Origin of the sequence: Aquimarina sp. TRL1 (assembly GCF_013365535.1) — a bacterium.
GTDB lineage: Bacteria > Bacteroidota > Bacteroidia > Flavobacteriales > Flavobacteriaceae > Aquimarina > Aquimarina hainanensis.
The window spans coordinates 3,711,620-3,737,601 of record NZ_CP053590.1 but is presented as its reverse complement, the minus strand read 5'-3'; the positions used below and the strand labels follow the sequence as shown (position 1 = coordinate 3,737,601).

Below are 25,982 nucleotides of genomic sequence, written 5' to 3'. Positions count from 1 at the left end.
TTTTCACGTTATAAAGTAAAAAAACAATGATAAAAAACTTTAAAACATATACACTTCTTATTATTTCACTATGCTTTTTTGCTTGTAGTGATGATAATGATGTAGCGCCACTGTTCGATTCTGATATAGATGCTCGTGTGGCAGCACAAATAGATAATTATAAAAAAGCCTTAGTCTCCTCGGAATTTGGATGGGTAGTAAAATACCAACCAAAAAACTCAGCAGGAATTTATAATGTGCATTTAGATTTTAATGATGATGATTCTGTAGAAATCACATCTGATTACAAAAATGGTGAAAGTGATTTAAAAACTAGTTATAGAGTAGATATAGGGCATTTCCCAGAATTAGTTTTTGAAAATTACACTTTTTTCCATGAATTATTTTTGGCTCAAGGTTTTATCACAGAAGCTGAGTTTGAATTTATATTTGACGATATATCTGATAATCAAATTGTTTTCAGAAGTAAAACTGATAGAGGAGAAAATCCTACCAAAATAACTTTTGAAAAAGCAACTCAAAATGATAAAAACCTAATTGACTCTTTTAAAACATTTTATAATAGTCTTGAAACAGAAAGTACTACGAATAGAATTCTTAGGAATTTTGTTGTCTTAGACGCTCAAAATAATATCTTATTAAATAGTACTTTTTCTTTTGCTGATGCTGAAAGACAAGGTGTTATTACTACTTTTGATACAGAAAAAGGAAGTATTTCATCAACTTCCCATGGAATAGAAATTCTTGAAAATGGTTTTGAATTAATTGACCCTTTTATCTTTAATGAACAAGAGATTAAGGCATTTGTCCTTAATAATGATGGAACATATACATCCACTGATGGAAATATGACATCAATCATTGGTTATAACCTAGCTCCTATAACAACTGCCTTAGTTCCTTCATTATTTTCTGAAGATGTAGATGCTTTTAGAGTTAATCACAGACGATATGTATATAATGATAAGAGCAGTAATTTCTTTTTACCTCAAACCTCTGATGATTTTCTTAACCTAGGGGTAGCAAGTTCTTTGAACCAAATTGTTATTGTATTTGATGATCCTAATGCAGGAGGACTATCATATTTTGTATTTCCTCATATAAATGGGTCTGTTTCCTTTCTTGTTTTCAATCCCGTAGTTATTTCCGGAGAAAGAATAGTTTTTCAACTTGATTTTATTAGTGGAGATATTTCTGACCATATAACTATGGCTAACCTTCTATTGGATCCCAATGGATTTTACATCAACAGAACTAATGAAACAAATGCTTCCTATTCTCTGATAAATGTTAGCATTCCTAATTTCAGGTTTTCTGTACATGGATTATAAAAAAGGGGCTTTCTTTCCCTAAGGAAAGCCCTGTTATTTAAAGCGAAACATTGATGAAAACTTATGTTGAAACTGAACTGAACACTATATCAATGATACTGATAATAAGAGTGGAATAATTGCCATAGAAATAGAATGCATATACACACATACTCAACTCTCATTTTGCTGTTTATTATAACACAAGCCCAACAAGTATATATTCTATTTAGTTAACCAATCTGTTATTACGTATACTAGCTTTAGATACCCCCAGAGTGGAGAATTCTTTTGAATTCTCCACTTTTTTATTTTTTATCATACCCTCAATAAATTCAGGAAACCTTTTATGATCTTATAAAAATGTTAACAAAACCAACATATTAATTCAATTTAATTAAATTGTGCGATTAATTATTCACAAAATGAAAACTGTATTTCTTAGTATTTTCCTGATATCGCCCCTATTGTTAACCGCTCAAACAGATAGCAGACTATATGATATTATAGATCAAGTATCCGCTAAGCGTATAGAAAGCGATATCAAAACACTCGCAGGATTTGGAACCAGAAATACCTTTAGTGATACCCTATCTGATACCAGAGGTATCGGAGCTGCCCGAAGATGGATTAAAAAAGAATTCGAAAAGACAGCTGCCTTATGCAATAACTGCCTGGAGGTTTTTTATCAAAAAGATCTGGTGACCACTGATATGGGAAAAAGAGTTCCCAAAGATGCCTGGGTGGTTAATGTTGTAGCAATTCAGAGAGGTAGCAAATACCCCAATCGCTATATTATCATGAGTGGAGATATCGACTCCAGAGCCAGTGATACGATGGACTATACCACAGATGCTCCCGGAGCCAATGACAATGCCAGTGGTATGGCTGGCACATTAGAAGCAGCCAGGGTGTTATCCAGGTATACTTTCGAGAATAGTATTATCTATGTCGGATTATCCGGAGAAGAACAAGGATTGTTTGGAGGAGCGGGCTTAGCCCGGTATGCCCAAAAGAATAACTGGGAGATTATAGGCATCCTGAACAATGATATGATCGGTAATATTAAAGGAGTCGATGGAGTCATTGACAATCGTTCCTTTAGAATTTTTTCAGAACCAACAGACCCGACAGATTCCGAGTCCAAAAGAAAAAAACGACGATTCTATGGAGGTGAAGTTGATGGAATCTCCAGGCAACTCGCCCGCTATGTACACAACAATGTCAAAACGTATATGCCGGAAATGAACCCTATGATGATCTACCGACTGGATCGATTCGGAAGAGGAGGTCACCACAGACCGTTTAATGATCTCGGGTATGCAGGAATTCGTATCATGGAAGCCCATGAGAACTATACACAACAACATCAAGACATCCGTACAGAAAACGGTATCCAATACGGCGATGTGGTCGAGCATGTCAATTTTGAATATGCTGCTAAGCTAACTGCAGTCAATGCCATCAACCTCGCCTCTTTGGCCTGGGCACCTCCGGTTCCTGAAAATGTACAAATAGGAGGGATTGTAGCCCCCGCAGCAAAATTCAAATGGACCAAAAGTACCGATCCCGCTATTGCCGGATATAAAATATACTGGAGAGATACCACCTCCCCTACCTGGGATCACCACAAATTTGTAGGAAATGTAGATCAGTATACCCTAAAGGGAATTGTTATTGATAACTATTTCTTTGGCATCGCTGCTGTTGCTAAAAATGGATTTGAAAGTCCGGTAGTATTCCCTTCAGAAACTTTTTAAATAAATAATCCCTCTCTAATAAATACGAATACATGAAAAAAGTTTTACAACTTATTTTTTTCTTTGTTTTTACCCTAACGGTAAAAGCACAAACCCACCTTTTTAATCATTCAGAGCAGCAATTCTCGCGTCAGGATACGTTAAGAGGAAGCATTACTCCCGAAAGAGCATGGTGGGATCTCACCTATTACCACCTAGCGATAGCAGTAGATCCGGATCGGAAATCAATCAAAGGAAAAAATACGATTGCTTATAAGGTGCTGGCTCCTAGCAATCGCATGCAGATTGATTTACAACCCCCTTTACACATTGAAAAAGTAACCCAGAACGAACAGGAACTCAACGTCGTATCAGAGGGAAATGCGCATTTTGTAACACTTCCTGAAAAACAAAAGAAAGGCACCCTTAATACTATCGTAGTGCATTATAGCGGCACACCGAAGGAAGCAGTCAGGGCTCCCTGGGATGGTGGAATTTCATGGAAGAAAGATGCCAATAACAACCATTTTATAGCCTCTTCCTGTCAGGGTCTTGGTGCCAGTGTCTGGTGGCCAAATAAAGATCATATGTACGATGAAGTAGATAGTCTGCTTATCAGCGTTACTGTTCCTAAAAACCTGGTAAACGTATCTAATGGAAGACTGAGAAAAGTAGAAGAACATCCCAATAAAACCAAAACCTATCATTGGTTTGTCAATAACCCGATCAATAACTACGGGGTTAATATTAACATAGGAGACTATGTCCATTTTGGCGAAAAATACGAAGGCGAGAAAGGAACCTTAGATATGGATTACTACGTATTGAGGGATCATCTCGACAAAGCAAAAAAACAGTTCAAAGACGCTCCTAAGATGATGAAAGCATTCGAACATTGGTTTGGTCCATATCCTTTTTATGAAGACAGTTTTAAGCTCGTAGAAGTTCCCTACCTGGGGATGGAACATCAAAGCTCTGTTACCTATGGAAATAAATATCAAAACGGGTATCTGGGAACTGACTTATCAGGTACCGGATGGGGGTTAAAGTTTGACTTTATCATTATCCACGAAGCTGGTCATGAATGGTTTGCCAATAACATTACCAATAAAGATATTGCAGATATGTGGGTTCATGAAAGTTTTACAGCCTATTCAGAAAATATTTTTCTGGACTATTACTATGGAAAAAAAGCCGCTTCCGAATATGTGATTGGCACCCGAAAATCCATCAGAAATGACCGTCCTATTATCGGTGCCTATAATGTCAATCACGAAGGCTCCGGTGATATGTATTACAAAGGAGCCAATATGCTGCATACACTACGACAACTGGTAGATAATGATGAACAGTGGAGAGCCATTCTTCGCAAAATAAATAAGACCTTTTATCATCAGACTGTTACCACCACCCAAATTGAAAATTTCCTGAGTAAAGAAACCAAGATCGACCTGTGTGCGTTTTTTAATCAATACCTCAGAGATACCAGAATCCCGCTGCTCGAATATAAAATTAACGAAGGACAGTTATCCTATCGATACACCCGTATTGTAGCTGATTTTGATATGCCGATACGCATTCATATCGGGGATCGTGTGAAGTGGATTCAACCTTCTGCTCAGTGGAATACCTTACCTATCAAAGAAGATCAAATACAAATAGACCCTAACTTCTATATAGACACTAAAAAAATATAATAGTAGATCAAATACACAAACTATGTTTATAAGAACCCTTTTCGCCCTTCTTTTTATTTGTTCTCTGGGAGCAAATGCGCAAAAAAAGAAAAAAGAAAGCAACCCGGATAAGTGGGATGTTGCTCATCCCGGAGAAGCTTTTAATTATCAAACACATTCTTTTAGTACGGATGAAGGAACCTGGATGAATCTCGATGTCAGCCCTGATGGAAAGACCATTGTTTTTGATATGTTGGGAGACATCTATACCATTCCTGTTTCCGGAGGAAAAGCCACTCCCCTTCGCACGGGAATTCCCTTCGAAATCCAACCTCAATTTAGCCCGGATGGGACAAAAATATCTTTTACCAGTGATGCCGGAGGGGGAGATAATATTTGGATTATGAACGCAGATGGCAGCCATGCCAAACAAATCACCAAGGAACAATTTCGCTTGTTAAACAATGCCGTATGGACCCCGGACGGGCACTACCTCATCGCCCGAAAACACTTCACTTCTCAGCGCTCTATGGGAGCTGGAGAACTGTGGCAATATCATATCACCGGGGGTAGTGGAACACAGCTAACCAAACGAAAAAATGACCAGCAAGATGTAAATGAACCTTGCATATCTCCGGATGGCAGGTATCTGTATTACAGTGAAGACATGTATCCCGGAGGATATTTTCAATATAACAAAGACCCGAATAAACAAATTTATGTGATTAAAAGGTATGATTTCAAAACCGGGAAAACAATTACCATTACAGGAGGACCCGGAGGGGCTGCACGTCCTGAGGTATCCCCCGACGGAAAAAAACTAGCTTTTACCAAACGTGTTCGTACCAAAACCGTTTTGTACATTCACGATCTGGAAACCGGAGAAGAATGGCCGGTATACGACCAATTAGATAAAGACCAGCAAGAAGCCTGGGCTATTTTTGGAGTATATCCAAATTACAGCTGGATTCCTGCCACTGAAGACCTCATCTTCTGGGCAGCAGGGAAACTACACAGAATCAATATCCGTACACAAAAAGCCACAATCATTCCGTTTCAGGTTGATGCGGCTATAAAAATAGCAGAAACCATTCATTATGATAGCCCTGTAGCCCCCAAGACTGTAGATGCCAAAGTCATTCGCAATATTACTACTGCTCCAGACGGAACATCCATTGCATTCAGTGCATTAGGTCATATCTGGATCAAAACACTACCCAAAGGCAATCCGAAACGATTGACCAACAGTGCTGACTTCGAATTCGAACCGAGTTTCTCCCCGGATGGAAAATCAGTAATCTATGTGAGCTGGAATGATGAACAACTGGGAAGCATTTACACCGTTCCTATCACCGGAGGAACTCCCACAAAACTTTCTACTGAAAAAGGAATTTTCAGAACACCAGTATTCAATGCCACACAAACAAAAATACTTTACAAAAAAGAAAGCGGTAATAATGACCAGGGACGTAGTTTTACAAAAAAAGCAGGTATCTACCTTCAATCCTTAAGCGGAGGACACCCTAAGCGAATCAGTAAAGAAGGAGAATACCCTACTTTTTCTAAAGATGAAAAGAGAATTTTCTATCAGACCGGAGGAACCTATTTCGGGAGTTTGACTAAAAAACTTCACTCTGTCAATATTGACGGGTTTGATCAAAAAACGCATATCACTTCCAAATATGCAAACAGGTTGGTTCCCAGTCCTGACAATAAGTGGATTGCTTTTACCCATCTCCATAAAGCCTATCTCGCTCCCCTGGTCTTAAATGGAAAGGAAATTAATATCGATCCTAAATCCACTGTAGTTCCTGTTACACAGATTGCAGCAGATGCCGGAATAAACCTGCACTGGTCTACCGATAGCAAAACAGTATACTGGAGTCTTGGAGACACCTATTTTTCGAATCCGGTACACAGCCGATTTACTTTCCTGAAAGGTTCTCCTGAGAAAGTAGGTCCCCCAACTCAAAAAGGAATCGATATCAAACTATCATACACCCCGGACACTCCTACCGGAAGAATTGCTTTTACCCATGCTCGGATTATTACTATGGAGAACGAAGAAGTAATAGAAGATGGAACCATTCTTATTCACGGAAATAAAATCGAAAAAATTGGTCCCACGGCAGAAGTATCCCTTCCCGAGGGAACTAAGGTATACGATAGTCAGGGAAAAACGATCATGCCGGGAATTGTAGATGCACATGCTCATGTAGGAGCCTTCAGATATGGACTGACTACCCAAAAACACTGGCAGTTATATGCCAATCTTGCATTTGGAGTAACCACAGCACACGATCCTTCTGCCAATACGGAAACCGTCTTTACCATTTCTGAATTGATCAAAAGTGGAGCCATGGTTGGTCCCCGTCTCTACTCCACCGGGTTTATACTTTATGGAGCTGATGGAGATTTCAAAGCTGTTATTAACTCTCTGGACGATGCCAGATCTTCCATACGCAGAACTGCTGCTTTTGGTGCCAAATCTGTAAAAAGCTATAACCAGCCCAGAAGAGAACAGCGACAACAAGTAATTCAGGCCGCCAGAGAACAAAAAATTAATGTTGTTCCTGAAGGAGGTTCTACTTTTTATCACAATATGACAATGATTATGGACGGACATACCGGTATTGAACACAACATTCCGGTAACCAAAGTCTATAAAGATGTAAAAGAATTGTGGAAACACAGCAAAACCGGTTATACTCCTACATTGATTGTCAACTATGGGGGAATGAACGGAGAGTATTATTTCTATCAAAAAGAGAACATCTGGGAAAATGAAAAATTATTAAAGTACACCCCAAGAGCTTTAGTAGATGCCCGTGCCAGACACCGTACTATGGTACCGGATGAAGAATACGAAAACGGTCATATTCTCGTATCAAAAACCACCACAGCATTAGCCAATGAAGGAGTGAAGGTCAACCTGGGAGCACATGGTCAATTACAGGGATTAGGAGCACATTGGGAATTGTGGATGTTGCATCAGGGAGGTATGAGCAATCATCAGGCATTACAGGCTGCGACTATTAATGGGGCTCGTTACATAGGCGCAGGAAATGACATCGGCTCTCTAAAAGAAGGTAAACTGGCAGATCTCATCGTATTGGACAAAAACCCATTGGAACATATCAGAAACACAGCCTCTGTACGATATACCATGGTCAATGGAAGACTTTATGACACAGAAACCATGCATGAAATTGGAAATCATCCCAAAGAAAGAACGCAGTTCTGGTGGGAAAATATTCGCTATAATACCGCATTCCCCTGGCACGAAGCTTCTCATAGTTTTAGCCGAGGAAATTGCGGATGCCATGTAGGACATCACTAACCATAACAGTTATTATTTGAATAATACAGAAAATTATACATCGTTGGGCTACGGTCTATTTTTATGCTAAAACCGGACAGAAAAAGAACATTTTGTTCCGGTAAATTCAAATAATAAATGGTATTAAAATCAAAGCAGGATGAAAAATAAATTAGCACTCTTACTCAGCTGTATCAGCATTTCCCTGTTTTCTCAGGAAATACATGTTCCTGTAGATACGACTGTCGTAAGTACACATACTCTGACCGTAAAAGGAACCCAGTTCCCTTACACAGCCATTACAGGATTCCAACCCGTATGGGATAAAAAAGGAACCCCTATCGCTTCCTTATTTTATACCTATTACAAACGAAGCGATATTAAAAATGATGAAAACAGACCCTTGCTCATTTCTTTTAATGGAGGACCTGGCTCTGCTTCCGTATGGATGCATATTGCCTATACCGGTCCTCAAATTTTAAAAATTGATGAAGAAGGATTTCCGGTACAACCGTATGGTATCAAGCCTAATCCTAATTCCATCTTAGATGTTGCTGATATTGTATTCGTCAATCCGGTCAATACGGGGTATTCCAGAATGCTCCCTGATCAGGAAGGAAAAATGCCCGACAACGCTTTATTTTTTGGCGTCAATGCAGATATTGAATATCTGGCGGGATGGGTCAATACGTTTGTCACCCGATATAACCGATGGAAATCACCCAAGTATCTGATAGGAGAAAGTTACGGAACCACCCGGGTATCTGGTTTGGCAGGCGCATTACAAAACAAGCACTGGATGTACCTCAACGGAGTTATTCTGGTATCCCCTACAGAAATAGGCTTTCAATTCGACGGAGCTGTAGAGACTGCCAACCGACTGCCTTATTACACTGCTGCAGCCTGGTATCACAAAGCACTCCCTCCTGCCTTACAGCAAAAAGATCTCACGGCTTTACTCCCCGAAGTAGAAAACTACACCATCAATCAATTACTTCCTGCCATCGCCAGAGGAGGATCTCTGGATCCTGCTACCAAAAAGGAGGTCATCAAAAAAATGGCGTATTACTCCGGCTTGTCGGAGCACCTTATTGAACAACACAACCTGGAGGTTCCCAAACGTTTTTTCTGGAAAGAACTACTTCGTAACCGGGAAGGGTACACTATTGGTCGGCTCGATTCCAGATACAAAGGAATGGATATCAAAGAAGCAGGAGATTCTCCGGATTACAACAGCGAGCTCACCTCCTGGCTTCATGCTTTTACGCCGGCTATTAATTACTATATCCGCGAGCAGCTCAATTTCAAAACAGACCTCAGTTATAATATGTTTGGTCCGGTACATCCCTGGGACAGAACCCGAAACAACAGTGGAAAAAGCCTTCGTGCAGCCATGGCTAAAAACCCCAACCTGCACACCCTTATCCAATCCGGATATTACGATGGAGCCACCACCTACTTTAATGCCAAATATATCATGTGGCAATTAAACATTAACGGGAAACTAACCGACCGGTTACACTTCAAAGGATATCGTAGCGGTCATATGATGTATCTGAGGAATGAAGACCTGATTCAGGCCAATGAAGACCTGAGAAATTTTATAGAAACTTCTACGACTAATATCCATATAGGATCAAAATATTAGTCATTATGAACAGTATATTAAAAATTAAACCATTAGGGTTTCCGTGGGAGACCAGCGATCCTTTTTTATTCTGTGCCTATCACGAAGACAGGTACCCAGAAGGAAATCAGGAATTAGGTCCCGCTGTCTCTCTGGAAGGACGAATTATCGGTCAGGATTTTGAAAAAAAAGATGGATGGAGAATGTATCACGGTAGTAAAGTACCGGGATTTCCGGCACATCCGCACAGAGGTTTTGAAACCGTAACTATTGTCCAGAAAGGATTGGTAGATCATTCCGATTCCTTAGGAGCTGCCGGGCGATTCGGAAATGGTGATGCCCAATGGATGACCGCAGGAAAAGGTATCTTACATGCAGAGATGTTCCCTTTACTCAATCAGGATACGGTCAATCCATTTCTGTTATTTCAGATATGGCTGAACCTGCCCAAAGCGCATAAAATGGTGACTCCGCATTTCAAGATGCTGTGGAATGAAACCATTCCTGAGCAAGTCGTAACAGATGAAAACGGGAAACAGGTATTCCTAAAAATGTATGCCGGTTCCATGCAGGAAACAGCCCCTGCTCCCCCACCACATTCCTGGGCCGCAGATGCTGATAATGAAGTGGCAATATGGACAATACACATGGAAGCTAACAGTAGCTACACATTCCCTATAGCGACTGAAGGTGTAAACAGATCTCTTTATTTTTATGAAGGAGATACACTCCATAGCGAAGGGTATGAAATTCCGGTTGACCATCGTATTATTACCAATCCGGTAAACTCATTGACCATCACGAATGGGAATACAAAAGCAAAACTATTATTGTTACAGGGAAAACCAATTGACGAACCTGTAGCCAAGCATGGTCCCTTTGTGATGAATACCATGGAAGAAATCAGACAGGCAATGGCTGATTACCAGCAAACACAATACGGAGGATGGCCCTGGGCTACTTATGAGCATGTACACGATCGAGAGAAAGGACGATTTGCACAATTTGCCGATGGTACCGTAGAAATAAAGTAACTCTTTCTAACATAATTAATATAGATACGCACTAAAAAGAAACGTTTAGTGCGTATTGTTTTTTCCCCTTTGTGTCTCCTGTCTTCGGTATATGATTTTATTCACGAACGGTAACATTTTACTCCGCTATAACATACATAATTGGCATGATACATCTATTGTGATGAAATGCTCGACTGCGATTCATCTACTCTGTATTTATTCGCATACCTGACATAACCAAAAAACATTCATTATGACGTGTTCATTCAATTACAGTATCGACGTACATTTCTTTTCCTATTTTTTGCTATGAAATCAATTTTAAAACATCTTTACGTGTTATCTTGGGGCACTTTCACGCTTTCTTTCTATTCCTGTAATAATTGTGATAACCCTTTTAATTTTGTTACAGAGCAATCAGCCAAAAAAGAGACAGAGGCATCGTATTATAAGCCTCATGATCACATGGAGTATTTCCTGATCGAAAAATTTGATACGATTAAACTATTTTATAAAAAACAACAGCTTCTGCGGGTAGTCCGAAACAAGTGGTATAATCCCAGTGAGGCATATGATAGTTTTTATGGTGCTACGGAAATAGGATATGCCATCGATGATCAAACATTTACTGTAACCGGGATAAAAGGGTTCGAGCAGGGAGGATATAACGCTTTTACGAAGGTGGACCCTATATACATCTATAAAAGATCCTATCTGCGATACCAGGATTCAGGAGAACTTGAAGTCCATTACAGAAACGGAAATTACAATGGATATGGAATGGGTTGTTTTCCTTCGCCTACTGCCTATCAGGAAGACTTACTAAAAATGGATATCCTGCTTAGTAAAGCTAATTTCCCGGTAACGGATTTTCCTGCTCCCTTACCTTTATTTACTGCTTCTCCCTATTCATATGCACTTAGACCTGTACAAGATACCTTACGGATTTACAACACGTACAACCGCAACGATTACGAGATCTTAACTCCCTATGATGATGCTCCTCGTTTTGCCTACCTACGTACGATCAAACGTATAAAAGAAGACAACCGTACCCGGTATTTAGCTCAAATTAAATTTGAAGATCAAAGCAGCATACAATACATCGACCTAAAAGAGGTTCAGAATGTAGCGTATCTTATGACACCTCCACTGCGATTTGTAACCGCCAGTACCTTGCATATACGAGACCCTTATGATAATGCTATCATCGCTAAAGTTCCGTATGGAAAGCAAGTAACCATTAAAAGTATACTCAGTCATGAAGTAAAGTACATCGACAACAAACCTGGTTTTTGGGTCTATGTGATTTATAAAAAAACACCTGACAAAACCGATTGGATATACGGGAAGGTATTTAGTGGTTACTTATCCGTTAATCAACCTCCCATACGAAAAAAAATAATGCATAAAACCTGATTTTATTTTAGAGAAATCCATTTTGTAATCTATTCGATTCGTTCTATCAATCTGCCTTTTCAAAGACCACTTACTACCAATACGATACTTTTATGAAAAATACGACTCTCATTCATTATTTACTGGTTTTCAGTGTTTTTAATATAAAAACACCTCAAAATGTAGTATCTTTATGGAAGCACCGTAACTTTTGATCATTCATATCCCAAATGATACCGCATGGCACCTAGAAAATCACTTTTCCTACCCCTCCTTATTCTCATTGCGCTATTGGGAGGTGTTGTCTCATGCTCCAAAGAACAAGTCCTTACAAAAGAAGAAGCGAACTGGCTGCACGCCAATGATTCTATAAAAATAGCACTGTTTCCGTATTATCCTCCTTATCAGTTTATCAATGACCATGGAGATGTCGAAGGAATTCTTATCGAATACCTGGAACACATAGAAGACAAACTGGGATATACTTTTGATAAAGTCCCCTATACCAGCTGGACAGCACTGATGGAAGATGTCAAAGATCAAAAAATAGAGGTGGTTCTGGAAATGCAAAAAACCAAGGGACGAATGAAATACCTTCGTTTTACCGAAGAGTTGTTTCGCTCTCCTTTTGTCCTGATTGGTCGTGACGACATTCCGGAGGGAACTACCCTGGAAGATCTGAAAGACAAGAAAATCATTGTTCCGGATGAGTTTTCCATAGAAGATCACATTCGCAGAAACTACCCATATCTCGATGTGACCACATTTCCGGATGACCTGAGCTGCCTGCGTCAGATACAGGAAGGAAACTACGACCTCTTTATTGGTCCAAAAGCAGTAGTACACTACCTGACCAAGGCTAATAATCTGGACAAAACCAAGGTGATCTCTCAGATGGATCATAGCTATGCTCCCGGAATTGCCGTCAATAAGGGGAATCCCCTGTTAAATGCAATTATATCCAAAGCTTCAAAAAGTATTAGCTATCAGGAAAAGCAAGAAATTGTAGACAACTGGCTGTATAAGATTGTAAAACCTTTCTATAAGAAGAATATCTTTTGGGTCATACTGTCCGTTGCTATTTCCAGCCTGCTTATCTCTATATTACTCATCAATTTCTATCTCAAATTCAAAATCAAGCAAAAAACCAAGGAGTTGCAACACGCCAAAGAAGTTGCCGAGGAGAGCAATCATCTCAAAACAGCCTTTATCAATAACATCTCTCATGAGGTACGCACCCCGATGAATGGAATTATCGGTTTTTCTCAGTTTCTCAGTGATCCACAGCTAACAACTGCCGAAAAAGAAAAATGCATCAAGGTGATCTCGGACTGCAGCAAGCAACTCATGAATATCATCGATGATATTCTGGAACTTTCACGCCTGGAAACCAAACAGGTCAAAATCATGAAGGAAGAAACCAATCTTTCTCATATACTCATGTCCTTATTTTCTGTTTTTAATCACAAAGCCCATCAAAAAAACATCCAACTCCTGCTGGAGAATAAATTGCGAAATGATGAGGATAAAATATTAATCGATAAGGCCAAATTGATTAAAACCCTGAATGACTTATTGGATAATGCTATCAAGTTTACAGAAGAAGGAACCATTACGATCTTTTCCAAGGTCGAAAAGGAGCAATTAATCATCAGTATTCAGGATACAGGAATTGGTGTGGAACCGGGAGATCAGGAAATTATATTTCAAAATTTTTCTCAGGTAGAAAAAGAAGTATCCAAGCGATTTGGAGGATTGGGGCTAGGGTTATCCATTGCTCAAAAAAACGTACAGCTCATGAAAGGAACAATTTCGTTCTCTTCTAAGGTAGGAGAAGGTTCCATATTTACTATTACCCTGCCACACACACCCTTACTTCCCGGAGTGAAACAATTCCATGCAGAGAATACTCATATTATTGATGCAAAACCCGACCGGCATATTATTCTCATTGCAGAAGACGGGGATATTAATTTTCTGTTACTCAAAACATTGCTCACCAAGATGAAACATTGTAATTTTTTAATACACAGAGCTAAAAACGGGAAGGAAGCTGTCGATATTTGTCGCGAAAATGACAACATCCATTTGGTATTGATGGATATTAAAATGCCGGTAATGGATGGCTATGATGCCACCAAAATGATCAAAAGAATTCGTCCTGACCTTCCTATCATCGCCCAGACTGCCTATTCTACAGTAGAAGATATCCAAAGAGCCATGGAAGCCGGCTGTGACGATTTCGTATCCAAACCCATCGATCATAAGATTCTAAAGCCAATCATTCGAAAATATTTTTAGTAGTTTTGATGGCTAACCATGGATATAATGCTTCAACACTACTTTAGGGATTTTCTGTCCAGCCCTTGTTTATTCACCAAAGAGGTTCCCTTTGATTTTGCATTATTTGACTTTTCCCCTTTACCTGCTACCTACCCTCCACCTACTGCGACTACGTTGGTAATTCCCCCTAATGAAGTACTAGGAAAGCGGGTAGAACAGCTCTTCGAATATTATATCAGCTGCCACCCCCATTATACCCTCATTGCCAAAAACATACAGGTATTTCGTCAAAAAATTACCATTGGAGAACTCGACTTTCTCCTCCTGGATACACATACAGATACGGTTCTTCATGTAGAATTGGTCTATAAATTCTATATTTATGATACGACTGTCAGGCATTCGCATCCCTTAGCCAACTGGATCGGTCCCAACAGAAAAGATGCCTTGTTAGAAAAAACAGAAAAACTGCTACAGAAACAATTACCCTTGCTATACAAAGAAGAAACCAGGAATCACTTCATTTCCCTGGGGATTGACCCTTCCATGATCCGGCAACAAGTTTGTTATTTTGCACAGCTATTCCCTCCCTTATCTGCTCCTTCTTATTCTTCTCCTTATATACACCCTGATGCTATTCAGGGACATTGGATTTCCTATCCCACATTTCTATCAGCAGCCTATCACCATGCTAGCTATTATATTCCCTCAAAAAAAGACTGGATCTGTCAGCCCACTGCCCAGACCCCTTGGTATTCCTATCAAATCGCTAAGGAGTTGATACAAGCCCAGATAGACCAACAAAAAGCACCTATGGTCTGGATCAAAAGACCCAACACCCCTCCTGCCAAACTATTTATTGTATGGTGGCTCCCTCACTAACCTGTTAAAAATAAATCAATTAACTCAATAAAATTATTAATTTTTAATACATTTTTAACATAAAAAAACAAGAAAACAGCAAGAATCCTTTGTAATTTTGTATATCCCTACTTTTACGATTCGTATACATAATAGCATTATTATGACTGTTCTGGTCAATATTAACCGATTATCCTCTAAGGAATAATCACAATGCTATAACCTATGAAAACGTACCTACTCCCATTACTATTGGCTACCAGCCTATTAACTCCAACAATTACTGCCATCGCTGTTCCCTCTGACACCAGTGCTTTTACTGTTATTCAGGAAGAAAGAAAACTTTCTCCCGAAGAAGAAAAAGCCCGTGGATTGGATGTAATGGCGAATCAGATCGTAGAAAATATCGAAGAGATAGACCTGAGAAAGGTAGCCCGCTCTCCTATATTCGAAACCAGTTATGGATTCCGGTGGAAAATGTTTAATGTAAAAACCGGACATTTTTATACCATTAAAGTCAACAAGAACTTTGCGCTTATTTCAGTCAGAGATAGTAAAAACAACCCGCTTTAGGAAGATAGTTTTTTGAGGACTTCTTCATAACCGTCTAAGTATTCCCAATAAATAATGCGGTCATATGCATACTTAATCAGGATAAAACGCTCGCTAACAGATAAGATACGATCAACAGCGACCAGTTTCTTTGAAGGGGTTTCTACCGTTACCGCTTCGGTAATCTCTTGATTTCTGGCATCAAATCCGTGTAGAATGGTGTGATTTTGTAACGTGAGTTCTATAAATTTCATATATAATTACTTTTTGAAAACTACTTCGGGATCAATGCCTGAAGTCATATCGAATATACGCATTCAGGGGAAACTCCAAGTGCTTAGATGCATAAAAAATATACTCTGCAAGACGAATCATACGATACTAAGATTGCATACGTCTGTATGACGCTCCATCAAGCTAATCATTAGTAATCGGAAGATGAATTCTTCCTCATCGCTCTAAGCAAGGAGTCTCTGCAATAATGATATACTTCCCTTCCCGTACATCTTAATCCTGTTCCTTAGAATTCTTATGAAGATCAAAAAGCATCCTGACAATTACCCCAGGAGATAAACATATATTTATCAGACTGTTCAGGGATTATTTCTCCCCTGTCACTTTCATTAACATCAGTTTAAGAATATTTCATTTTCAATTTAGTTACTTTATGCTATATATCAATTATCATTTAGTACTTATCGATGAAAAACATACGCTTTTTATTACTATTGTTTTGTACAACTTCCTTAGTTTCTCAGGAATTCTCTATGGACGTTTTACGGGAAATGACTCCCAGAAATATTGGTCCCGGAGGAATGAGTGGACGGGTAACTGCCATAGATGTTGTAACAACAAATCCCGATATTATCTATGCGGGTACTGCATCCGGGGGATTGTGGAAATCCACCTCGGGAGGAACTACCTGGGTTCCTATTTTTGAAAAAGAAGCCACGGCATCCATTGGAGCTGTAGCTATCCAGCAATCCAACCCTTCGGTCATCTGGGTAGGTACCGGAGAAGGAAACCCCAGAAACAGCCTGAATGGGGGATATGGAATCTATCGTTCTTTAGACGGGGGAAAACACTGGAAACTTATGGGGTTGGAGAAAACACGACACATTCATCGGGTTATTATAGACCCGACCAATCCGGATGTGGTTTATGTCGCTGCTATCGGATCTCCCTGGGGGGCGCATGAAGAACGCGGCGTTTATAAGACGACTGACGGAGGAGCCACCTGGAAGAAAATTCTATCCGGAAACCTAAAAACCGGAGCTGCTGATTTGGTAATGGACCCCAGTAATCCCAATAAATTAATCGCTGCCTTGTGGGAACACAAGCGAGATCCCTGGTTTTTTAAATCAGGAGGAGCAGGTTCCGGATTGTTTATTACACATGACGGAGGAGCTACCTGGCAAGAAAAAACAGCAACGGACGGCTTACCCGAAGGACCTCTGGGAAGAATCGGGATCGCCATTGCTCCCAGTAATCCGGAAATCATCTATGCCTTGATAGAAGCCAAAAAGAATGCCTTATATAAATCAACAGACGGGGGATTTCACTGGACAAAAGTCAATGATAAAAACGGTATAGGAAATCGCCCTTTCTATTATTCGGAGATCTACGTAGATCCACAAAATGAAAACAGATTATATACCATATTCACCTATGTAAATGTCTCGGAAGACGGCGGAAAAAACTTTGAGCAACTCATGCCTGCTTACGGAGTATCTAACGGGGTACACCCGGATCACCATGCCTGGTGGATCCATCCTGATGACGGGAGTTTTATGATCGATGGGAACGACGGAGGTCTAAACATAACCCGGGATCGCGGAAAAAGCTGGCGTTTTATCGGCAATCTCCCGGTGGCTCAGTTTTATCACATTAATGTAGATAATGAATTTCCCTATAATGTTTATGGAGGTATGCAGGACAACGGAAGCTGGAGAGGTCCTGCATATGTATGGAAAGCACAGGGAATCCGCAATTCTTACTGGCAGGAAATCTCATTCGGAGACGGTTTTGATGTCATTCCGGATAAAGATGATTCCCGATATGGGTGGTCGATGAGTCAGCAAGGATTCGTCAGCCGTTATGACTGGCAAACCGGAAACAACTATACTGTTCGCCCTACGCACCCTGATCCGACGGTAGTATTGCGATTCAACTGGAATGCGGCTATTAATATCGATCCTTTTGATAATAGTACCATTTATTTTGGTAGCCAGTTCGTACATAAAAGTACCGACAAAGGACTTACCTGGACCCTGATTTCTCCGGATCTTACCACCAATAATCCGGAAAAACAAAAACAATCCGAAAGCGGAGGGCTTACCATGGATGCTACCGGAGCAGAAAACCATTGTACTATTTTAGTGATCGAGCCCTCTCCTATCGAAAAAAATCTCTTATGGGTCGGTACGGATGACGGTCGGGTACACCTGAGTCAGGATGGAGGTACACACTGGAATGATGTCTCTAAAAACATTAAAGGACTCCCTGAAGGAAGCTGGATTGCTCAGATCAAAGCCTCTAATAAAAATAAAGGAGAAGCCTTGCTGGTGGCTAATGACTACCGCAGATTTAATTATACTCCTTATGCCTACAGAACCACGGATTTTGGAAAAAGCTGGCAGCGCATTGTCGCGACAGGAGATACACAAAGCTATGCCCTGAGCATCGTAGAAGACCCTGTCGAAAGCAACTTATTGTTTCTCGGTACGGACGATGGCTTATACATCTCTCTGGATGCCGGAAATTCCTGGACCAAATGGACCCGGGGGTTCCCAACTGTATCGGTAAAAGATTTGGTGATTCACCCCAGAGAGCACGATTTAATTATCGGAACTTTTGGTAGAGCTGCCTGGGTACTAGACAATATTCGCCCGCTACGTGCTATTGCCAAAAACAATCGGGTACTGGCACAAAAAATCCATGCATTCCAACCCGCTACTTCCTACCTGGCTGCTTATCAGCAACCCACAGGAAGCCGATTCGGAGGAGATGCCCTTTATAACGGAACCAACAGAGCCAGAGGGGCTCATATCCCCTACTACCTTCAGGTACAAAAGAAAGAGAAAAAAACAGCCAAAAAGGAAACTGAAGCTGCGGCAGAAAGCGAAGCAGCTGAAAAAAATAAAATTACCTGGGACAGTCTTACTGTACAGTTCTATGATCAGGATCGACTTATCCGGACGCTGAAACAAAAAACACCGGATTCTTCAGGAATTCATCAAATAACTTGGTATCTCAATGAAAAGGGAGTGGATCGCCCTTCCCGAAAAATCAGAAAAAACAAACGAGAGCCCGGAGGGGTAACGGTGAAACCCGGTACCTACAAGGTGGTACTGACCTATGGAGATCAGCAATCAACAACACAGATCACCGTCAAAAATGACCCCAGAATTCCCAACTCGGCAGCACATACAGCAGCAGTATATACCGCTGCAAAGGAAGTCGAGCAATTGACACAACTGGCAGCAGACGCTGTGAGACAACTTGTGGAGAGCAAAGAAATTGCCACTACGTTTCAGCAAAAGCTTCAAAAAGAAGATAAAACGAAGTACAAGGAGCAGATCAAAACTGCCCAGGAAACCAGTAAAGCCATTGATTCCCTCATTGCTTTATATATCGGAAAAGAAGATAAACGTCAGGGAATCACCCGGAACCCGGAGGTTTCCGTCATGCAGCGTATCGGAACTGCCAGCTGGTATACCGGCAGTAGAAAAAGTGGTATCACTGCTACAGAACGACAGCTGATACAACAAGCCAAAGATGCCTTATCAACTGCATTGACGAAGACCAATACCTTCTTTACAGACAGCTGGGAACCTTATCAAAAAAGTATGGAAGCAATAACACTCTCTCCTTTTAAAGAAATTAAATCATTCCAACTCAAATAACAATTCATATGAAAACGCACGTTTTATATAGTCTGTGTTTCCTCGCGCTGGCATCCTGTAAACAGGAAGCCGAAAAAAAAGCAGAAAGCACTCCTGAACCTGTCAAAATTGCTCAGTATTCCATCGAGCAGTTTATGGACAATGAAAATGCCTTTGCCAATGGATTTTCCAAGGACAAATCCAAGGTATTAATGACCAGTAACCGATCTGGTATTTATAATATGTACACCACGGCCGCCAGCGGAGGGGAATTTACACCAGTCACCCAATCGGACAGTGCCTCTGTTTTCGGGATTTCCTATTTCCCGAATGACGACAGAATCTTATTCCGTATGGATGGAAATGGGGATGAAATCTTCAAGCTGTTTGTCAAAGACAGTGCGGGGATCAAGCGACTGACCCCCGAAAAAAATGTCAGAGCACTTTTTAGAGGTTGGGCAAAAGACGGAAAGAGTTTTTTCTACGGCAGTAATGAAAGGGATGCTAAATTCATGGACCACTATGAGATGCAGGTATCGGATTTCTCCTCTAAAATGATCTATAAGAATGAAGACGGGATGGATTTCTCGGGGATGTCCGACGATCGTCGCTATGTCGTTCTCAGAAAAGCCATCAATACCAATGACAATGACTTGTATGTAGTGGATACACAAACCAATAAAAAGGTACAGATCAATGATACGCTAAGTGCCAACGGGGCACAGGATTTCTCTCCCGACGGGAAGTATTTCTACTATACCACGGATCACGATGCTGAATTCAAATACCTGATGAAATACGAACTGGCTACAGGAAAAAAAGAAAAAGTACTGGCTAAGGATTGGGATATTACGGCTTTTTATTTTACCCGAAACGGAAAATACCAGGTATTGTTTACCAATGAAGATGCCAAAACCCATATGGAAGTAATCGAAGTGAGTAGCAACCAGCCAATCGAGTTTCCGGCGATTAAGAATAAGAGCATTAATTCTGCGCGTTTCTCCCGGGATGAATCCATGGCACTACTCAATATTTCCGGCTCTAATACCCCTACCAATGTATACAGCTATGACATCGCTGCCAAAAAGCACCATCAGCTTACAGATGTGTTAAACAAAGACATCAATGCAGACGACCTGGTTGCTTCTCAGGTGGTTCGTTTTCCATCTTTCGACGGGTTGGAAATCCCTGCAATTTACTACCTGCCCAAGCAGGCATCTGCTACACAAAAGGTTCCTGCACTGGTATGGGTACACGGAGGTCCCGGAGGGCAATCCAGACAAGGGTTCAGATCTGCAATCCAGTACCTGGTCAATCACGGCTATGCCATCTTAGCGGTGAACAACCGGGGAAGCAGCGGTTATGGAAAGAGCTTTTTTAAAATGGATGACAGAAACCATGGCGACAAAGATCTGAAAGACTGCATCGCCGGAAAAAACTGGCTGGCACAGCAAGCACAAATCGATGCCGGTAAGATTGGAATCATCGGAGGGTCCTATGGAGGATATATGACCATGGCAGCGCTGACCTATGCCCCTGATGAGTTCGAAGTGGGAGTTAATATTTACGGGGTAACCAATTGGCTACGCACCTTAAAAAGTATTCCTCCCTGGTGGGAATCTTTTAAACAGGCATTATATACAGAAATGGGAGATCCCAATACGGCAGATTCTGTTCGTCTCAAAAAGATTTCCCCTTTATTCCATACACAGCATGTAAAGAAACCATTAATGGTATTACAGGGAGCCAAAGACCCGAGAGTACTTAAGATCGAATCCGATGAAATTGTCGAAGGAGTAAAGAAAAATGGCATTCCGGTAGAATATGTATTATTCGAAGATGAAGGACATGGGTTTGTCAAAAAAGAAAACCAGATCAAGGCTTATAAACGTATTAAAACGTTTCTGGATACCTATCTAAAGGCTACGCCAGATACAACGGCTCAGCATACTGAAGCAAGTAGGTAATACCACAGAATTAATTCTCCTAAAAACGGGCGGTAGTATAAATGCTACCGCCTGTTTTTTTATTATTCTCTCATAGCACCCCCTCTCTAAACGCTGTTATCCCCTCTTTTCTAATAAGCATGGCGATGCTATACAGCATGTGATAAAACATCGTATGTATCGCTCCGTCGAACTTCTTTATGAGGGGCTCCTCTATCGTATTTAACAAATATTTATGATCCCCTACAGCTGTTTGGAACGTTTTGTTTCCTAATTAATTTGAAAGAGCCTCAGGTAGCAAAAATTGTTAGAAGGGCTAGTGCAAAGTCCGGTATCTTACGAAAAATAACCCCGCAAATGTTAAGGCATTCTTTTGCCACTCATCTTTTAGAAGACGGAACAGATATTAGATACATTCAAACTCTGTTGGGACATAGTAGCACAAAAACAACCAAAATTCACACACAAGTTGCCCTAAATAATTTTAAATCAATTAGAAATCCGTTAGATTTGGGAAAAATATAATGGAAATATGTGTACCGGTACACATATCCAATTGTTGTAAACCATTGCTAAATCAAGTTCTAAAATGTGGATAATAGAAGAAAATAATAAAACGGAACAATTTCTCGTAATAGAACCTTCCTTTTATGATGTCTTGAATCCTTGTGACGATTTTACATTAAAATGCTTAGAAGTGTTAAGAAGAAAGTTACCGATACACTTCAAGGAATTTCCTAATGGAACAAAATTCGGAATTATAAGATATGGAGATTTTTTAGGAAATAAATATCCCGCAATTGGAATTCAATGTGAATTGGATACTGATTATGAAAAGATTCCTGATTTTATTGACTTATTTGACGAAGTTGAAATTCTAATTAATAAAATTGGGCTTGAGAACATTAAAAAAGAAGCAGAATTAATTGACGCAATAAAGTGGAATGAGTTAAACGCAATTGGCTGGTATTTTGAAAAGTAAACGGTTTACAACAAGGTATATAGCAAATAGGGAGTTCGGTGATTTACGAAAGTTCAGTGCTTTTTACCAACACCGCCAAATCGTTGATTTGGCTTTTAAGAATGAATAAATTAAAAACAAAATACAACGTTTTGGCTCAGTGCAAACTTGAAAGTTTATCGCTTTCTACTGCCCTACTTGCCATATACTAATCGTTAGCAAAAATTGAGATATCGATAATTTTAGAGTAAAAATAGAAGGTCCAGATTTTGAATATTCCACTAACGATGTCGACTTAATTGAACATTGGAAAGATGCTAGTAAAATATTTGAAGAGTATCGATTTGAATATCAAAAAGCAAAATTAATTATACATTCGGATTTCAGTGATATTTTCATACAAGCTAAAAAACATAATGCTTTTTGGGGAGGTTTTATTGAAATGAAAATTACCTATGAAAATGCTAATGAAATAGATAACAAAGAAAATATAGAGAATTTTACAATTATAAGTTTTGTTGATGTTTTATTTCTTTGTTTAAACTTATCCTTTCCTGGCTCTATGTCAATAAGAACCTCAGTTACATTTCATAAAGAATTTAAAGATGAAATTAATCTACACTCTGGATATTTAGAAAGTTCTTTTCAAGTCTGTGATAAACTCGGTGGTTGGCCAGAAATTAGAATAATACCTTTAAAATATGTTGTAGAATGGTACAATTCATTAAATATAGGTCTGAAAATCAAAGCTGAAAATGACATAGAGAGAACTCTTTTTTCATTACTATATTTTTGCAATGATAATCATTCAGGATTTAATCCAACATTAACAGTTTGGATTATCCAAAGCCTAGAGTCATTTTTTGGAATTAAATCAAACGATTCAATTATAAAAACTTTAAAAAGTAGACTTTTTCTTCATCTAGGAACAACTCTTCAGCCTAAAATAGTAAATAAAAAAATCAATGATTTTTATAACTATAGAAGTAAATTTGTTCACGGAGATATGGAAATATTAAAATATGGTACTGATAAATTTTTGAGAGATGATTTAATTGATGAGTATTACTTAAGACTTATTGAACTATGCGATTTCGGAGCAACTTTGATAATTTCTTGTTTACAAAAAATGATTATTAATGATTCAAAAAAAATCGAATTTAGAGAAACGATTGAATATAAATAACTTTTGCTAACACGGTGTATAAAACATAGCTAATAAGAGCTAAACTGAAAGGTTTCTATATATTTATAAAGTCCGCCAAATTTTTAATTTGGCTCTGCGTTAATCCGAAAACTTAGTGTCTTTTTACACGTTGCGTTTCATACACAAAACCGTTGTGCTTAATATTGAAAAACACTATGTCAGGAAATCTAGTTAAACGACAACATTTTGTTCCAAGAACTTACCTAAAACATTTTGGAGTTCAAGATGGACAGGAATATCTTATTCACGTTCTTCCTGAAAGTGCGACAGAAAAAGAAGCTATCTTTCAATCAAATATTAAGAATGTTGCTTTAGAAAAGCATCTTTACACACTACCCGGAGAAACAGCTGAACAAAAAATGGCTGTTGAAAAATTTTACTCTGAAGAACTTGAACAACATTATGATTCCATATATCAGATTTTAACAGACCCAGATAAAACAGAACTCACAAACGAAGAAAGAGAATTAATTATTTCTACTGTAGTTACGATGTACTACCGAACAACTAAGTGGGTTAATGCAAGTAGGGATTTAATGGGTAGAGCATTTAAGCAAGTTTTTGCTATGTGTGAACAGACAGGTAAAGATTATTTCACTTTTGGAGACGAAAAAATATCGATTGCTGGTAAAACTCTTGAAGAATTTACTAAAGAGTATAATAAAGAAAGACAACCTGGAATGATATTAACGCAACTGGAAGTTGCAATTAACTTGATTAAAATAAGAATTCAGAATGACTCAATTTGCGTAATAAAAATTGATGATACTGATTTAGAATTAGTAACAAGCGATAATCCTGTAATTGCATCAAATAATAAACCTGAAAGATTTGCACCATTTGACCCAACAAATTTATTGAAACTTCCTTTGGATTCTCAACACATTCTAATGCTAATGCCTGAATGCGCAGAAGGTCTAGAGAATAGAATATGGAGACGATTAAGTAGAAGACCATTTTCTGAAATAGAAAAATTAACAGCTAACTATTCACAAATGCAGAATTCTGAAAGATTTATGTTTGGCTCAAAAAGTGCTCTAGAATCTTATTTGACAACAAAACAAGAATCTGAACGACCTCTGGAAGAAGGAGAATCAACAGCAGAGGTTTTTGCTAAATTAAAAGAATTAGGATTATAAAAATACTAAGCACAACAATGGCTATAAGTAATTGCTTGTTCTCGCCTACTTCTGAAAATCCTCGCGGATTTTCAGTTTGGTGTGTACTTACAAAGTTAACAGCTAAACCACGCAACTACTCATAGCCGAGACCGTTGGGCACAATTAGATAATAATGAAAAAATATGACCTTCATAAAGATGATTTCACAAAACTCCATTTTGAGTTAAAAGCACTAGCGCCCTATTTTCAACGTAATAAAGAGAAAGCTTCAAAGCCACATCGACACAGTTTTTTTCAAATACTATGGTTTAAAAACAGTGGGAATCATTATATCGATTATGAAGTGGTGAAACACCCTGCAAATACATTGTTTTTAATCAATCGAAATCAGGTACATTATTTCTGTCCCGATTCTAACAATGAAGGTTACCTCTTCCATTTCAACGATTCTTTCATCTCTAACCTTAGCTTAGAATTGCTTTCAAGGTTTACCATTTCAATTTTTAACGAAATCGGAGATCCTCACATTTTTTTAGGAGAAACAGATACGAAGATTATTGAAAGTATATCTTGTGATTTGCTTCAAGAACTTGAAGAAGAAAAAGCAAACTACCAACAAATAGCTATTCATCAATTCATAAGTCTTCTCTACCATATTGAGCGAATCAAAAAGAACTCTCTTTCGTTTAATGTAGATACAAATTCTGACTTTTCAAAGGTTGTTAAATTCAAACAACTCATCATTGAAAATGTAGACCAAAACCTGGGGATTCAAGATTACTCAGATCGCCTAGGTATATCTTCAAAGCATTTAACCAAACTAACAAAACAGTATACCTCATTAACCCCCGCAAACCTTATTAAGGAACTAAAAATATTGGAAGCAAAGCGAATGCTCTCCAGTCAAAACATTTCTATAAAAGAGGTTGCTTATAGTTTAGGATTCGACCAACCTACTTACTTTACCAAATTTTTCAAAAAAGAAGTAAGTGTCACACCAAAGCAGTTTCAAAAGGGGTTACTCTAGATTACCATTCTTAGGCTCTAAATTGCCATCTATAGCCACTTATCGCATATACTTT

The 25,982-nt window shown here is 39.1% G+C and carries 18 protein-coding genes; 17 read left to right on the top strand and 1 reads right to left on the bottom strand.

Annotated features, from left to right (window positions below):
- The first annotated feature begins 26 nt into the window (after positions 1-26).
- The 10 genes from HN014_RS15390 to HN014_RS15345 all read left to right on the top strand — a co-directional run bounded on the left by HN014_RS15390 (position 27) and on the right by HN014_RS15345 (position 15,802).
- Complete coding sequence (locus HN014_RS15390) at positions 27-1,331, top strand: DUF4302 domain-containing protein (RefSeq protein ID WP_176029739.1); 1,305 nt, start codon at positions 27-29, stop codon at positions 1,329-1,331.
- Positions 1,332-1,735: 404 nt separating this feature from the next.
- Positions 1,736-3,070 carry a M28 family peptidase gene (locus HN014_RS15385; protein ID WP_176029738.1) on the top strand — a complete coding sequence of 445 codons (1,335 nt, stop codon included), beginning with the start codon at positions 1,736-1,738 and terminating at the stop codon, positions 3,068-3,070.
- 32 nt (positions 3,071-3,102) lie between these two features.
- Positions 3,103-4,746, top strand: a complete 1,644-nt coding sequence (locus HN014_RS15380; protein WP_176029737.1) for a M1 family metallopeptidase — start codon at positions 3,103-3,105, stop codon at positions 4,744-4,746.
- 22 nt (positions 4,747-4,768) lie between these two features.
- Positions 4,769-8,065: an amidohydrolase family protein gene (locus HN014_RS15375; protein ID WP_176029736.1), complete on the top strand. Its 3,297-nt coding sequence runs from the start codon at positions 4,769-4,771 to the stop codon at positions 8,063-8,065.
- Between the two features lie 139 nt (positions 8,066-8,204).
- Positions 8,205-9,692: a S10 family peptidase gene (locus HN014_RS15370; protein WP_176029735.1), complete on the top strand. Its 1,488-nt coding sequence runs from the start codon at positions 8,205-8,207 to the stop codon at positions 9,690-9,692.
- Positions 9,693-9,697: 5 nt separating this feature from the next.
- Positions 9,698-10,705: a pirin family protein gene (locus HN014_RS15365; protein WP_176029734.1), complete on the top strand. Its 1,008-nt coding sequence runs from the start codon at positions 9,698-9,700 to the stop codon at positions 10,703-10,705.
- A 318-nt stretch (positions 10,706-11,023) separates the two neighbouring features.
- Positions 11,024-12,106, top strand: a complete 1,083-nt coding sequence (locus HN014_RS15360; RefSeq protein WP_176029733.1) for a hypothetical protein — start codon at positions 11,024-11,026, stop codon at positions 12,104-12,106.
- Between the two features lie 219 nt (positions 12,107-12,325).
- Complete coding sequence (locus HN014_RS15355) at positions 12,326-14,386, top strand: transporter substrate-binding domain-containing protein (RefSeq protein ID WP_176029732.1); 2,061 nt, start codon at positions 12,326-12,328, stop codon at positions 14,384-14,386.
- 27 nt (positions 14,387-14,413) lie between these two features.
- Positions 14,414-15,250, top strand: coding sequence for a DUF1853 family protein (locus HN014_RS15350; RefSeq protein WP_176029731.1), 837 nt, complete (start codon positions 14,414-14,416; stop codon positions 15,248-15,250).
- 204 nt (positions 15,251-15,454) lie between these two features.
- Positions 15,455-15,802, top strand: coding sequence for a hypothetical protein (locus HN014_RS15345; protein ID WP_176029730.1), 348 nt, complete (start codon positions 15,455-15,457; stop codon positions 15,800-15,802).
- Here HN014_RS15345 and HN014_RS15340 read toward each other — a convergent pair.
- The gene (locus tag HN014_RS15340) at positions 15,799-16,035 is read right to left on the bottom strand and encodes a hypothetical protein (RefSeq protein ID WP_176029729.1); all 237 of its coding nucleotides are present in this window, start codon (positions 16,033-16,035) and stop codon (positions 15,799-15,801) included. The genes HN014_RS15345 and HN014_RS15340 overlap by 4 nt on opposite strands.
- A 447-nt stretch (positions 16,036-16,482) precedes the next feature.
- Here HN014_RS15340 and HN014_RS15335 point away from each other — a divergent pair, with 447 nt between their 5' ends.
- From HN014_RS15335 to HN014_RS15305, 7 genes are all read left to right on the top strand, one after another.
- The gene (locus tag HN014_RS15335; protein ID WP_176029728.1) at positions 16,483-19,686 is read left to right on the top strand and encodes a hypothetical protein; all 3,204 of its coding nucleotides are present in this window, start codon (positions 16,483-16,485) and stop codon (positions 19,684-19,686) included.
- Between the two features lie 8 nt (positions 19,687-19,694).
- On the top strand, positions 19,695-21,632 hold the full coding sequence (locus HN014_RS15330) for an alpha/beta fold hydrolase (protein WP_176029727.1): 1,938 nt from the start codon (positions 19,695-19,697) through the stop codon (positions 21,630-21,632).
- A gap of 210 nt (positions 21,633-21,842) precedes the next feature.
- The gene (locus tag HN014_RS15325; protein WP_176031134.1) at positions 21,843-22,136 is read left to right on the top strand and encodes a tyrosine-type recombinase/integrase; all 294 of its coding nucleotides are present in this window, start codon (positions 21,843-21,845) and stop codon (positions 22,134-22,136) included.
- Positions 22,137-22,200: 64 nt separating this feature from the next.
- Positions 22,201-22,593: a hypothetical protein gene (locus HN014_RS15320; protein WP_176029726.1), complete on the top strand. Its 393-nt coding sequence runs from the start codon at positions 22,201-22,203 to the stop codon at positions 22,591-22,593.
- Between the two features lie 421 nt (positions 22,594-23,014).
- Positions 23,015-23,758, top strand: a complete 744-nt coding sequence (locus HN014_RS15315) for a hypothetical protein (RefSeq protein ID WP_176029725.1) — start codon at positions 23,015-23,017, stop codon at positions 23,756-23,758.
- 176 nt (positions 23,759-23,934) lie between these two features.
- A complete protein-coding gene (locus tag HN014_RS15310; protein ID WP_176029724.1) occupies positions 23,935-24,918 on the top strand; it encodes a DUF4238 domain-containing protein in 984 nt (327 codons plus the stop codon).
- Between the two features lie 154 nt (positions 24,919-25,072).
- Positions 25,073-25,927, top strand: coding sequence for an AraC family transcriptional regulator (locus HN014_RS15305; RefSeq protein WP_176029723.1), 855 nt, complete (start codon positions 25,073-25,075; stop codon positions 25,925-25,927).
- The last annotated feature ends 55 nt before the right edge of the window (positions 25,928-25,982 follow it).